This is a genomic window from Salaquimonas pukyongi, assembly GCF_001953055.1.
GTDB lineage: Bacteria > Pseudomonadota > Alphaproteobacteria > Rhizobiales > Rhizobiaceae > Salaquimonas > Salaquimonas pukyongi.
This window is the reverse complement of sequence record NZ_CP019044.1, coordinates 1,938,578-1,951,993: the sequence shown is the minus strand read 5'-3', so window position 1 is coordinate 1,951,993 and position 13,416 is coordinate 1,938,578. Positions and strand designations below refer to the sequence as shown.

The following is a 13,416-nucleotide window of genomic DNA, read 5'->3' as shown; positions in this document are numbered from 1 at the left end:
ACGGACACTATGCCTGCGGCAGGGGGCGGTCAACCGTGATTTCAGAGCCGCGGCAGCGCGGGCAATAGCCGATTTCAACACCCTGTCTTTCGCTCATCAACAGGGTTTCACCATCCACGGGGCACAGCATTGTCATCTCCAACAGTTGCTCCTGTTTTTGAGATGGTCACGGGTCCTGCCCGGCTCAAGGGCCGGGCGGAGTATTGCTTATTCGTGTTCGATAAGTTTTGCGCGGCGCCTTCTTGCCAGCATGTTGAGCAGTTCGACAAACATCGAAAACGCCATGGCAGCGTAAACATAGCCTTTGGGCACGTGCACGCCGAAGCCGTCGGCGATCAGCACCGTGCCGATCATCAGCAGGAAGCCGAGCGCAAGCATGACAACGCTGGGATTGCGCTTGATGAATTCGGATACCGGGCCTGCCGCCAGCAGCATCACCATGACCGCGACGATGACAGCGGCGACCATGATCGGCAGATGGTCGGTCATGCCGATGGCGGTCAGAATGCTGTCGACCGAGAACACCAGGTCAAGCAGGATGATCTGAATGATGGCGGCGGTAAAATGGGTGCCGGCGCGGTGTTTGTCGAGAAGGGCGCCCGATTGCTCGGGATCGATGGTGTGATGGATTTCGTTGGTCGCCTTCCAGACCAGGAAAAGACCGCCTGCGACCAGGATGATGTCCCGCCAGGAAAAGGCGGTTTCGAATACCGGAACCCCATGGGCATCCGGTGCGCCGGTTATGCCGAGGTCGAACACCGGTGCTGTCAGCCCGACGAGCCAGGCAATTGCAGCCAGCAGCATCAGCCGCATGCCAAGCGCCAACCCGATGCCAACGCGCCTTGCCATGGGCCTTTGGCTTTCCGGCAGCTTGTTGGTGACGATGGAAATGAAAATCAGATTGTCGATGCCAAGCACGATTTCCATGACCACGAGTGCGGCAAAGGCCGCCCAGGCGGCAGGATCGGACAGAAGGTGCATGAATTCCACGGGCGTTTCTCCGGCGGCAACGGTGGCTTAACCGGCGGACGTCAGGCCGATTCGTCCGGCGGGAGGACTTACTTAGGATAACGCAGCGTTGTTGCAAAGGCGGTGGTTGGTGTCAGGCCAGCGGTGCCGGTGTGTGGTCGAAATTTTGCGTATTCAGAATAGCGTCTCGGCCGCCGAGTTCGGCAATCCTGTCGGCCTGATCCTTAAAGGCGAGGCGGTTGACGGCTTCGGGATCGATCATTGTGTGCAGCGTTTCGGTCATGTTCGATAAAATTCCGCTGTGTTCGGCATCTCCAGAAAGCTCTCGGCGCTCTCCGGGATCGGACTCAAGGTTAAAGAGCTGGGAAGGAAAGCCCGGATAACAGACCAGTTTCCAGCACCCCTGGCGCAGCATGAACATCGCAGTCTGAGCACCGTAGTCGTGATATTCGGAAAGGACTGGTCTGTCGCCTTCCACGCCACTTTTCAGCAGTGAGCGGGCATGGTGCGGGATGGTTTGCGGTTCAGCTGGCACACCGGCAAGCTCCAGGATGGTCGGATATAGGTCGATCAGCGAAACCGGTTGCAAGACACGACCCTTTTTTACTCCAGCCCCGGCGATGATCATCGGGACCGTGACGGCTTCCTCATACATGACCATCTTGGTCCAGAAGCCCCGATCACCGAGGCACTCACCGTGATCGCTGGTGAAGATAATGGCGGTATCCTGCGCCATTCCGGAAGCTTCAAGCGCCGTCAGAACTTGTGCCACCATGTTGTCCACGAAACTGCACAGGCCGTGATAGGAAGCAATGGCCACACGGCGCATGGCATCGTCAAAGGGTGCATCATAGTTGCAGGACTTACGCATCCATTCCAGCACCGGATGACCGGCACCGGATGCAGGATCGGCTGGAATCGGCATCGGCATTTTTTCCGGATCAAACTGCTCGTAGAAGCGGGGCGGGCAAGTCAGCGGATAATGCGGCCGCAGGAAGGAAAGGAACATGCACCAGTTGTTATCTTTCCTGTTGCCGCGATTGGTAATCCACTCAACGGCATTCGCGCAGACCTTCTCGTCATAGTCCGTGTAGGGGTCATCGCCCGGGCCGATATGTTCAGCAAAACTGCTCGGGTCAAACAGATCGTCGCGTTCGCGCAGGAGGCCGTGGATCCAGCCTTGGCCGTCGCGAACATAAACCGGTTCGATCTCCTGGGAAAAGCCATTGTCGTCCTGCGCCCCGCGAAAGTGTAGCTTGCCGACGGACACGGTGTGAAAACCGGCATCGCGCAGGCGGTGGTGCCAGCTTTCCGGTTTGCCGCGATAAGGTAGGGCGTTCGACCAGCAGCGGGTTTCGTGGACATAGCGGCCGGTGGCGATGGAAGCGCGCGCCGGGACGCATATCGGCGAGGGGGTGTAGCAGGCGTCGAATACAAGGCCGTTGGCGGCGAGGGCATCGATGGTGGGTGTGCGGGCAATCGGGCTGCCATAGCAGCCCAGCGCATCGCGGCGCAGTTCATCGGTCATGATCACGATAACATTGCGCCGGGTCATGAGGCTCCTCCCTGTTGAGTCCAGACTTTAGCCTAGTAAGGAGCGGATGGGGAGGGCGGGAGATAGATTGCGTGTCTTGTTCTTGCAGTCAAAATCATCTGAAAATCCGTAGCTATATGGGGGCGGCGCATGCTGACCTGCAACACACTTACTGCTGACATCCTGTTGTCAGCAGCAATGAGATAGGAACAAAAATCGAATTATGCCGGAGATATCCCGTGCTTAGGTCTTTTCAGGCATCTTGGTGCCCGCCTTCTGCATCGAAATCCAGAACGGCCCCGTTCCAGCTTTGACGTGATACGAATTTCAGAAAGGAAATGACGTGATCAAATATTACTATCCCAATGGTGATCATTGTTACCGTGCCCTGCACACCACCCATGCGGTCTACCATTCGGAGGATGGCAAGTTGATCGCCCGGGCGATGAAGCCGGACAACAGTGAATTGTATGAATTCGAGATTGTCGGATTTGAAATCGTGGAACCGGGGGTGCGCTGTGACTGAAACGTCTATTCTTCAAACCGGTTTCGATACCCGACCGATTGAAATGCAGCCGTTGTGGCTAGTTATGTTTCAGGCTCCTGAAGAAGACGTGGACCGTATCTTCGGCGCGATAGCGGAAGTTGCGCCGCTTAGGCAGGGGAATACCGATCGAAACGGCTATCGTGCACCTGCAGGCATCGAGTATTACCGCCCCCGAGAAGGTACGCCGACAGGGGCTGAAGAAGACACCCGCCACCGTCCCGGCGTTGATGAGATGCGCTTCTTTATTCCTCGCAATAGAGAGCTTTTGAACAATGTGGTGGAAGCCATCTACGAGGTCCACAGCTATTATGAGCCGGTCATAACCGTGACAGAGGTTTTGCGTAGCCAGTGCAAGGGCCTGGATGACAACGACAATCCGCACAGATGGTGGAACACGGAAGGCGACTGGAAGAAATAGCCAGCTGATTTAAATTGCTGCAAAGGGCCTCAGCCGGTCGCTGGATCCTTTCACGCTGGATCAGAAACGAGACAACAATTTCATCTGTTGGCATGGCTTGCGCATCCAGGTTTCTCCGATTTCGTCAAATCCTGCATTGCTCTGGTGGCGATTTGCCGAAGGGCGCCTTAGCAACTCTCGCTTCAGCCCAGGTTCAATTCCTTGAAGAAGTCGTTCCCCTTGTCGTCTATGACGATGAAGGCGGGGAAGTTCTCGACCTCGATTCTCCAGATCGCCTCCATGCCGAGTTCGGGATATTCCAGCACCTCGACATGCTTGATGCAGTCCTGGGCAAGCCGTGCGGCGGGGCCGCCGATGGAGCCCAGATAAAAGCCGCCATGACGGGCGCAGGCATCGCGCACCTGGCGCGAGCGGTTGCCCTTGGCGAGCATCACCATGGAGCCGCCAAAGGACTGGAACTGGTCGACATAGGAATCCATGCGCCCGGCGGTGGTCGGTCCGAAGGAGCCGGACGGCATGCCTTCCGGCGTCTTTGCGGGGCCGGCGTAATAGACGGGATGGTTCTTGAAGTACTCCGGCATTTCGCCGCCCGTTTCCAGCGTCTCGCGGATTTTTGCATGGGCCAGATCGCGGGCAACGACAATGGTGCCCGTCAGGGAAAGGCGAGTCTTTACCGGGTGTTGGGACAGCGTCTTGAGGATTTGATTCATCGGCTGGTTGAGATCGATCTCCACAACGCTGCCGCCAAGGTGATCGTCGGTTATGTCCGGCAGGTATTTCGACGGATCAGATTCAAGCTGTTCGAGGAAAACGCCGTCGCGGGTGATCTTGCCCTTGGCCTGACGGTCGGCGGAGCAGGAGACGCCAATGCCAATGGGCAGCGAGGCACCATGGCGCGGCAGGCGGATGACCCTGACGTCATGGCAGAAATACTTGCCGCCGAACTGGGCGCCGACGCCCGTTGCCTGGGTCAGCCTGTGGATTTCTGCTTCCATCTCCAGATCGCGGAAGGCATGGGCATCCTCGCCGCCGGTCACCGGCAGGGTGTCGAGATAACGGGTGGAGGCGAGCTTTACGGTTTTAAGGTTCTGTTCTGCCGACAGGCCGCCGATGACGATGGCCAGGTGATAGGGCGGGCAGGCGGCGGTGCCGAGCGTCAGGATTTTTTCCTTCAGGAAGTCGATCATCCGGTCATGTGTCAGCAGGGAGGGTGTGCCCTGGAACAGGAAGGTCTTGTTGGCCGAACCGCCGCCCTTTGCGACAAACAGGAATTTGTAGGCATCGCTGCCCTCTGAATAAAGTTCGATCTGGGCCGGCAGGTTGGTGCGGGTGTTTTTTTCCTCGAACATGGAGAGCGGGGCGAGCTGGGAATAGCGCAGATTGCGCTTTTCATAGGCATCCAGCACGCCCTGGCCAAGCGCTGCCTCGTCTCCACCGGAAGTCCACACCCGGTTGCCTTTCTTGCCCATGATGATGGCCGTGCCGGTATCCTGGCACATCGGCAGGATGCCGCCTGCGGCGATGTTGGCGTTTTTCAACAGATCATAGGCGACGAATTTGTCGTTGTCGGTTGCTTCCGGGTCATCGAGGATTCTCGCCAGTTGCTGCAAATGGCCGGGGCGCAGCAAATGGTTGATGTCCATGAAGGCCTGTTCTGAAAGCATGCGCAGCGCCTCGGTTTCGACCGTCAGCACGTCCTCGCCCTTGAACGTGTCGACTGACACGAGATCGCCGGTCAGCTTGCGGTAGGGGGTATCGTCGCCGGTTAGCGGAAACAGGGCATTGCCGGCAGGGTCTTCAGCAGAGCCAGCAGTGGGGGGAGCAGCGCGTTCGTTCATCGGAGCAGAAACCTTTGAGCTTTGATTGGCGGGATTAGCGGTGTCTTAGCGTGCTCTGGATCAATTACAAGGAAGGGGTGTGGAATGGCAGTGGATTTACCGCATTGAGATGCTGAAGCGGCCAAGGCACAGGCAAGACGGCGATAAGATTTCGATAACCATCCTGCGCGGAATTTTATACAAATCCTATCGGGTTTACCCAATGGCATTGCGTGTGCGGTACAAAGGCAGCCGTCAGGGGACAACAACCGGCAAATGTATAATGCCGGAAGGGTGGATAAGATGAAACATCGCATGTTAGCGATGGTATCCGGTATGCATTTCAGGTTTTTGAGCCTGGTTGTGGGCGTTGCGGCTCTGCTTCTCGCTGCCCAGTTGTTTACAGATACCTCCAGCGAAATCGCTCACAAACGCCAGCAGCGCATCGACGCGGCGCTGGACGTTACCAACGTGATTGCGCGCAGCCTGGAGAAGCAATTCAATTACTTCGATCTGGACGATATCGAGTCCATTCTTGTCTCGGTGAGAAAGCGCGGCGATATCCGCCAGCTTTCCGTTGTGGACCGGGACAAGACCTTTTTCCTCGATGGCGATCTTGCCACTTCCCCCGTCATCGCCATCGATTCAAACATCCTCCATGATCAGGCCCTGGCGACGGGAAGCACAGCGCTTCGCATCGCTGACGGCCGCATCGAGGTCGCCGAGCCATTGCTTGCGGGCGGCAGCGGGTTTTCCGCTGCTGCAGGAGAGCCGCAGGCAATTGGCTCGGTGCTGATTTCCTTTGAAGTTCCCGGTCTTGGCGAGACACTGTTTGCGGTGATCAGGGCGAAACTCGCCACGATCCTTCCAATCCTGCTGATCGGCCTTGTTCTTGCTGCCAGAATGGTATCGCAGATCACCGCGCCGCTAAAGGGATTGACCGAGACGGCACAGGCAATTGCCGGTGGCGATCTGGAGCGCGAAGCGCAAGGGCGCGGTGCGCGGGAAATCCGCCAGCTTGCCCGGTCCTTCAACCAGATGGTGCGCACCATCCGCACCAACATGTCGCAAATTTACGACCTTGCCTATGTGGACAAGATTACGCGCCTGCCGAATCGGGAGTTTTTCAGGCGCGAGATCGATCGCTCGGTGGCGAAGGTGGTGCGCAATGGCACCTCAGGGGCCTTGTTGTTCCTCGATCTCGACGGTTTCAAGCGCGTCAACGACACTTCCGGTCACGATCTTGGCGACCAGTTGCTGGCTGCCTTCGCCGGACGGATCAGCGGCCTGATACGCCAGGGCGACCAGATTTCGCTGGAGGCAGCTCAGGATCTGCTCGACATTGCCGGGGAGGAAGACGCAAAACAGGACAACACCTTCGCCCGGCTCGGCGGCGATGAATTTACGCTGCTGCTGCCGGAAATCCGCGAGGAAACCGATGCTGCCACGGTGGCGCACCGTATCCTCAACGCCCTGAAAGAACCTTTTGCGGTGGACGGCAAGGAAATCATCATCGGTGCATCGATCGGAATCGCAACGTTTCCCCGCGACGGCAGCGATTACCAGACCCTGCTCAAGCATTCCGACATGGCGATGTATCAGGCCAAGGAAGAGGGCAAGAACACTTATCGTTTCTTCTGCGAAGAACTAAACCGCAAGGCCGGCCGCCGTCTGGAAATCGAATCTGATCTGCGCAAGGCGCTCAATCGCGGCGAGCTGGAACTCCACTATCAGCCCAAGGTCGATGCTCACAGCGGCAAGGTTCGCGGCGTGGAGGGGCTGGTTCGATGGCATCATCCGGAAAACGGCATGATCAGCCCCGGCGAGTTTATCCCGGTTGCCGAAGATTGCGGACTGATTCAGCCGCTGGGCGATTATGTCGTCGAAACCGCCTGCCGGCAGATCGCAGCGTTCAGCACCAAAGGAAATCCACTTGCGGTGGCTGTCAACATTTCCATGCAGCAATTTGAAAGGGCCGACTTTGCCAGCAACATCAAGTCGATCCTCAAGCGCACCAAGGCAGACCCCGGTCTGCTGGAACTGGAGGTTACCGAAAGCATGGCGATGAGCAATCCGGCGCTTGTGCTGGAGCACATCCGGACGCTGAAGGAAATCGGCGTGCGGTTTGCCATCGATGATTTCGGCACTGGCTATTCCAACCTGGCGCAGTTGTCGCGGCTGCCCTTTGACGTCTTCAAGATCGACCGCAGCTTTGTCTCGGCTCTGGACGGCAAGGACGGTCATGGTGAGACAATCGTGCGCACGATCATCGCCATGGCGCACAGCCTGGACTACACGACGGTGGCCGAGGGAGTGGAAACGGAAGACCAGGCCGGCAAGCTGATTGCTGCCGGGTGCAACGTCATGCAAGGCTTTCTGTTCGCAAAACCCATGCCGCTGGACGATCTGGAAACATGGCTGAAAGAAAATGCGATTCCGGCAAAGCGCCGTCGCGCGGCATAGGACGGCCAACCACTGCAGGCATGTCAAAGTTAAATGCGGTTTGCCGCAAAGCTCTCTAACCTGCCCTCAAGAAGGGAACCTCGGGCGACGTCCGTAACTTCTCCCATCCCCGAAGTCATGGTGCGTGTTCCCTTCTTTTTTTGCCAACGCTTCCGGCACGGGAATACGCAACCTTTTATCTGCTGCCGCGTTATCGCAACGAAGGGAAATTCCTTCTTCCTTCCCAACGGCGCCACCGGAGTTGCGCTGACGAAGGAAATAGCCGTCTTGCCTCTTCCGTCAACGCGGACTGCTGCATGCAGGCCGATGGCGGAGCTTTGGCAAAACTACAAACGATCGAGGAGTCGAACCATGAAGTCCATAGTTTCAGCCTTAGCCCTGTCGCTGGCATTGAGCACGTCTGCCCTTGCCGCCTCACACATGCAGGCATTTACCGAATACACCTATACGGAAAACGATCTGCGCGCTTCCGAACTGATCGGCATGCGCGTTTATGCAACTGAAAGCGAAGTCAACGACGATGATGCCATTGCCGAAGGTGGCGAACAGGAATGGGATGATATCGGAGAAATCGATGATGTCATCCTGAGCAGGGAAGGATCCGTCAAAGCCGTTATCCTGGGTGTTGGCGGGTTTCTCGGCATCGGTGAAAAAGACATTGCCGTTGAAATGGACCGCATCCGCTTTGTGCGGGAAGACGGTGACGGCGACGACTTCTTCCTGGTGGTCAACGCCAACAAGGAAATGCTGGAAGCAGCACCTGCCCATGTTCGCGAAGGTGACAAGGAGGCCATGAAGGCTGTCACCGGGGAAAATGAAGAGACTGCCGCCGCAACGCAAGAGGCAGAGGAAACCGGCGAACAGACCGCTTCAGCCGACTCCGATGCCAGTGAAGGCATGCACCGTGAAATGCTGATGCGGCCGGAAGTGGAACGGGAAGGCTATCAAACCGCAACCTTGGAAGAGCTGACCACCGAGCACCTGACCGGTGCACGCGTATATGGCACCAATGAAGAGGACGTTGGCGAAATCCACGAACTGATCGTCGATACCGACGGCCAGATCACCAAGGCGGTGATTGACGTGGGCGGTTTCCTTGGAATGGGGGAACACCGCATCGCCGTTACCTTCGACGAGTTGCAGGTAATCCGGGATGAAACCTGGGGCGATGTTCGTGTCTATATCGACGCAACCCAGGAAGCGCTGGAAAAACAGCCCGAACACCAGAGCTGACCTTTACCACTCTATCTCAACCGGCCCGCCGCGAAAGCTGCGGGCCGTGTTTTTATTCGGCCAGAAGTTCGCCGATTGCCTGCGGGGCCTGTGAAAAATGCGAAATGACCCGGCCGGCGCCCATTTCGCCAACAGGCCGGGACGAATAGCCGAAATCGACCAGGATCAGCGGTCTTCCGGCATTCTTTGCCGCATCCGCATCGGTGATCGTATCGCCGATCATCAGCCCGTGTGGTGTACCGCAGCGCTCAATCGTGCCGTCAAGGTGCCGCGCATCGGGCTTTCTGAACTCAAAGGTATCGCCGCCGGTTATCGCGGCAAAGCGCTCGAGCACACCGAGTTCGCCAAGAAGGCGCCTTGCCATCGCCTCGTATTTGTTGGTGCAAACAGCCAGCACAAATCCTTCCTGCGACAGATGATCGAGCAACTTGGCCGCGCCGTCGAACAGGCGCGAATGCACGGCGATGTTTGCTTCGTAGTGAACAAGGAATTCCTGGTGCAGTTCGCTCAGCAGTTCTTCAGGCAGATGGGTATCGTGCAATTCGAAGGCGCGGCGGATCATGGCGATGGAACCGTGGCCCACCAGATGTCCGATTTCGGCAAGGGTGAATTCGCCAAAACCATGATCGCGGACGCTGTGGTTGAGCGATGCCAAAAGATCGGGGGCTGTATCGGCCAGCGTGCCGTCAAGATCGAAAACAATTGCGAAATCCTGGCTCATCCGTGCTCCAAACCCTATTTGTCAACAGGACCTAACTTTGACCATGGCCTGTTGCAAGAGGTGAAAAAGGGCAGGACAAGCGACAACTAACATGGAATTTCCTGTTGGCGCCGCATTCTTTTTCTTGGCGCGTGGCAGCCCAGGTGGTAGGCGCACGACCAATTCAAAGGTGCAATTGGCAGGGTGTTGCATGTCCCGGGAATTGAAAATCAAGGCAGCACAGGCGGCTTTCGAGTTCGTCAAGGACGGCATGAAGCTGGGAATCGGCACCGGCTCCACAGCAGACGAGTTTATCCGGATTTTGGGCAAACAGGTGGGCAAGGGCCTTACGGTGACTGGCGTTCCCACCTCCGAGCGCTCGGCAGCCCTTTGCCGCGAAGTGGGCGTGCCGCTGACCACGCTGGATGAAACGCCGGAACTGGATCTTACCGTTGATGGCGCCGACGAGGCGGACCGGGACCTGACGCTGATCAAGGGAGGCGGCGGCGCGCTGTTGCGTGAAAAGATCGTTGCCGCAGCCTCGGCAGACATGGTGGTGATCGCCGACGACAGCAAGCTGGTGGATGTGCTCGGCGCCTTTCCGCTGCCAGTCGAGGTTACGCCGTTCGGTCTTGGCGCAACGCACCGGGCAATCGAAAAGGCTGCTGAAAGCCTTGGGCTTTCCGGGCCGGTTGAACTGCGCAAAGGCGATGGAAAACCCTATCTTACCGATGGCGGGCATTTTATTGTGGATGCATCTTTTGGCCGCATTCCCGACGCAAAAGCACTGTCTTCCGCCCTGCTGGAAATACCCGGCGTCGTGCAGCACGGCCTGTTCATCGGCCTTGCTAGCACACTGGTGCTTGCAGGAGAGGGCGGTATCACTCTATTAAGGCGCTGATTTGCGCCGGTTGAGCGGCCCGGATAAGCGGCCCCGTTAAGCGGCATTGGAACACGTTCCGGCAGGACTGCCGGGAGCAATGGAGACAGGAATGAACATCACCAGATCGGCCCTCAGCCTGATCGTCACCCTATTCGTCTGGGCGAGCCTCGGCACCGCCGCCGTTCATGCCCAGGATGCATCTGCAAGCCATCTGGCCGCGGCCAAGCGGGCGATCGTTGCAACCCGTTCCACCAATCGTCTGGATGCCATCCTTCCCCAGATGGCCCAGCAGGCAAAAGCCGAACTGATCCGAAACCGGCCCGACAAGGAAGCGGAAATCACCGCGCTTGTCGACGAGGCCGCCATTTCGCTGGCCGGCCGCCGGGGCGATCTGGAAGGTGAAATCGTGCAGATTTTTTCCCGCATCTTCAGCGAGGATGAGTTGAACGCCATCGCCGATTTCTACGAGACCGATGCCGGCAAGAAATTTCTGTCGGAAACACCGGTCATGTTGCGTGAAATCGACCGCGCCTCGCGTGTGTGGACCAATGGCGTGCAGCGCGATCTTGCAACGGCTGTTCGCGAAAAGATGACCGCCGCCGGTCTTCAATAGGCTTGCGCTGTCATATGCATTGGATAAAATGCAGTAGCTAAAAACCCGGCCACAGATGCCGGGTTTTTGTTTGGCGGCGTCCGCTTGTTCATTTTGACAATTGATTGCAGAGGCAGATCATGGCGCAGTTTGATTACGATCTATTCGTCATTGGTGGAGGTTCCGGCGGCGTCAGAGCAGGGCGGGTTGCTGCCTCGCTTGGCAAACGGGTTGGCGTTGCAGAGGAAAGCCGCTTTGGCGGCACCTGCGTCATTCGCGGCTGTGTGCCCAAGAAGCTGATGGTTTATGCTTCCCAGTATTCCAAACTGATCGAGGATGCGCCCGGCTATGGCTGGCAGGTCGGTGAAAGCAGTTTTGACTGGGCAACGCTGATTGCCAACAAGGACAAGGAAATCGCCCGGCTTGAGGGCCTCTACCGCAAGGGGCTGGACACCAATGGTGCGGACATGATCGACAGCCGGGCCGTGGTCACCGGCCCCAATACGGTGCGCATCGAGGCCGGCGGCAAGGAGGTGTCCGCAGAAACCATCCTGGTTGCTGTTGGTGGCCGCCCCAACCCGATGAAGGAACTTGCAGGCCATGAGCACTGCATTGTTTCCGACGATATCTTCGACCTTGAGGCGTTGCCGGCTTCAATTGTCATTCTGGGCGCAGGCTATATCGCGCTGGAATTTGCCTGCATCCTCTCGCAGCTTGGCAGCAAGGTGACGGTGGTGCTGCGCGGCGATGAAATCCTGCGCGGCTTTGACATGGATGTGCGCCTTCATTTGCGCGGGGAGATGGAAAAGAAAGGGGTGACGTTCATTACCGGCGCCCAGTTCGAGAAAGTTGAACCTGCCGGTCGCGGGCGCGAGGTCACGCTGACCAATGGCGAGGTGCTCAAGGCCGATCAGGTGCTGCTTGCTGCCGGCCGGCTGCCCAACACCGATGCGCTGGGACTGGAAGCCGCGGGCGTTGCGCTGGAATGGGGCGGCAAGGTGGTGGTCGATGAGTATTCGCGCTCCTCGGTGCCGTCGATCTGTGCGGTGGGGGATGTGACAGACCGGGTGCAGCTGACGCCGGTGGCGATCCATGAGGCGATGTGCCTGATCGAGACGCTCTACAAGGACAATCCCACCATGCCCGACCACGAACTGGTGGCAACCGCTGTCTTTACCCAGCCGGAAGTGGGCACCATTGGCATGTCCGAGGAAGAGGCGGCGGAAAAGTGCCGTGATCTGGATGTCTACAAATCCGTTTTCCGGCCCATGAAATACATTCTGCCCGGGCGCGATGAAAAAATGCTGATGAAGATCATTGCTGAATCGGCGACCGGAAAGGTGGTTGGCGTCCATCTGGTGGGGCCGGATTCCGGGGAAATGGCGCAATTGCTGGGGATCAGCCTCAAGATGGGCGCGAGGAAAGAGGATTTCGACCGCACCATGGCCGTTCACCCCACGGCGGCTGAAGAACTCGTCACCCTGTATTCGCCGAGTTATCATGTGCGCGACGGAAAACGCGTGGACTGAGTATGAACAAGGGTTCCGACCGCCTGATTGCCTATTTTGGCTACGGTTCGCTGGTCAATCTGGCAACCCTTGCAACCCCTTACCGGCACGCTGTGCCGGCCCGCCTCAAGGGTTGGCGGCGGCATTGGCAATCGCGCCCCGGAGACGGCTGGCCGGAACGCGCACTGCTCAGCGTTCATCGGGACAATGCTTGCGAAATCCACGGCATGCTGGTGTTTGATGGTGCTTCCAGCCTGCCTTCCCTGGATGAGCGTGAGCGCCATTACGACCGGGTGCCGCTGACGCCGCAGGATATTTCCCTTGCGTGCAACAAGGCACCTGAAATGCTGCAGAGCCTGGGGCATGCTGACTTCTTCGTCTATGTCGGCAGGGCCCAGCAGGCGGGCAAGCCGCCCTTGCTGCAATCCTATCTGCATACGGTGATGGACGGTTTTCTTGCCAGCCACGGCGAAGAAGGTCTTTCAGCCTTCATGCGCACGACGGCCGGGTTTGACCGGGAAATCCTGGAAGACCTGCACGCACCCCATTATCCGCGCATGACACCGATGGCAGAGGCGCGCCGCCGCCGCTTCGACCGGATGCTGCGCGAAGCTGGTGTGCGGTTTGCCGGCGACCCTGCCGCGGATGCTGAATAGGCTGGCAATCGGCGGCAAGCTTGCCTATAAGGCGCGCGAACCGTAAACTTTCGGCCTTTACCCCGGTATATCCGGCAAGTAACCCGTTCAGCGTAC

General features: G+C 58.1%; 13 protein-coding genes. 8 read left to right on the top strand and 5 right to left on the bottom strand.

What is annotated here, in order from left to right; genetic code table 11:
* Positions 1-7 precede the first annotated feature (7 nt).
* The 3 genes from BVL55_RS09430 to BVL55_RS09420 all read right to left on the bottom strand — a co-directional run bounded on the left by BVL55_RS09430 (position 8) and on the right by BVL55_RS09420 (position 2,524).
* On the bottom strand, positions 8-130 hold the full coding sequence (locus BVL55_RS09430; RefSeq protein ID WP_083649656.1) for a TFIIB-type zinc ribbon-containing protein: 123 nt from the start codon (positions 128-130) through the stop codon (positions 8-10).
* Positions 131-207: 77 nt separating this feature from the next.
* Positions 208-981 carry a TerC family protein gene (locus BVL55_RS09425; RefSeq protein WP_075998043.1) on the bottom strand — a complete coding sequence of 258 codons (774 nt, stop codon included), beginning with the start codon at positions 979-981 and terminating at the stop codon, positions 208-210.
* Positions 982-1,102: 121 nt separating this feature from the next.
* A complete protein-coding gene (locus BVL55_RS09420; protein ID WP_075996680.1) occupies positions 1,103-2,524 on the bottom strand; it encodes a sulfatase family protein in 1,422 nt (473 codons plus the stop codon).
* A 322-nt stretch (positions 2,525-2,846) separates the two neighbouring features.
* On the opposite strand from BVL55_RS09420, the gene BVL55_RS09415 reads away from it, so the two are divergent.
* Together BVL55_RS09415 and BVL55_RS09410 are read left to right on the top strand one after the other, a co-directional pair.
* Entirely contained in the window at positions 2,847-3,029 is a 183-nt protein-coding gene (locus BVL55_RS09415; protein ID WP_075996679.1) for a hypothetical protein, read from the top strand.
* A complete protein-coding gene (locus BVL55_RS09410; RefSeq protein WP_342097698.1) occupies positions 3,022-3,468 on the top strand; it encodes a YqfO family protein in 447 nt (148 codons plus the stop codon). Before BVL55_RS09415 ends, BVL55_RS09410 begins: the two co-directional genes overlap by 8 nt.
* A gap of 182 nt (positions 3,469-3,650) precedes the next feature.
* On the opposite strand, the gene BVL55_RS09405 is transcribed toward BVL55_RS09410, so the two are convergent.
* Positions 3,651-5,306, bottom strand: a complete 1,656-nt coding sequence (locus tag BVL55_RS09405) for a fumarate hydratase (protein ID WP_075996678.1) — start codon at positions 5,304-5,306, stop codon at positions 3,651-3,653.
* 315 nt (positions 5,307-5,621) lie between these two features.
* Here BVL55_RS09405 and BVL55_RS09400 point away from each other — a divergent pair, with 315 nt between their 5' ends.
* Both BVL55_RS09400 and BVL55_RS09395 read left to right on the top strand, forming a co-directional pair.
* A complete protein-coding gene (locus tag BVL55_RS09400) occupies positions 5,622-7,748 on the top strand; it encodes a putative bifunctional diguanylate cyclase/phosphodiesterase (protein ID WP_162841483.1) in 2,127 nt (708 codons plus the stop codon).
* A 351-nt stretch (positions 7,749-8,099) separates the two neighbouring features.
* Positions 8,100-8,981, top strand: coding sequence for a PRC-barrel domain-containing protein (locus BVL55_RS09395; RefSeq protein WP_075996676.1), 882 nt, complete (start codon positions 8,100-8,102; stop codon positions 8,979-8,981).
* 52 nt (positions 8,982-9,033) lie between these two features.
* Here the strand turns inward: BVL55_RS09395 and BVL55_RS09390 are convergent, their stop codons facing one another.
* Positions 9,034-9,702: an HAD-IA family hydrolase gene (locus tag BVL55_RS09390; protein WP_075996675.1), complete on the bottom strand. Its 669-nt coding sequence runs from the start codon at positions 9,700-9,702 to the stop codon at positions 9,034-9,036.
* A 190-nt stretch (positions 9,703-9,892) separates the two neighbouring features.
* Between BVL55_RS09390 and rpiA the strand changes: the two genes are divergently transcribed.
* The 4 genes from rpiA (at position 9,893) to BVL55_RS09370 (ending at position 13,320) form a co-directional block, all read left to right on the top strand.
* Complete coding sequence (gene rpiA / locus BVL55_RS09385) at positions 9,893-10,582, top strand: ribose-5-phosphate isomerase RpiA (protein WP_075996674.1); 690 nt, start codon at positions 9,893-9,895, stop codon at positions 10,580-10,582.
* A gap of 91 nt (positions 10,583-10,673) precedes the next feature.
* Positions 10,674-11,177, top strand: a complete 504-nt coding sequence (locus tag BVL55_RS09380; RefSeq protein WP_075996673.1) for a DUF2059 domain-containing protein — start codon at positions 10,674-10,676, stop codon at positions 11,175-11,177.
* Positions 11,178-11,296: 119 nt separating this feature from the next.
* The gene (gene gor, locus BVL55_RS09375; protein ID WP_075996672.1) at positions 11,297-12,685 is read left to right on the top strand and encodes a glutathione-disulfide reductase; all 1,389 of its coding nucleotides are present in this window, start codon (positions 11,297-11,299) and stop codon (positions 12,683-12,685) included.
* Positions 12,686-12,687: 2 nt separating this feature from the next.
* Positions 12,688-13,320, top strand: coding sequence for a gamma-glutamylcyclotransferase family protein (locus tag BVL55_RS09370; protein ID WP_075996671.1), 633 nt, complete (start codon positions 12,688-12,690; stop codon positions 13,318-13,320).
* Positions 13,321-13,416 lie beyond the last annotated feature (96 nt).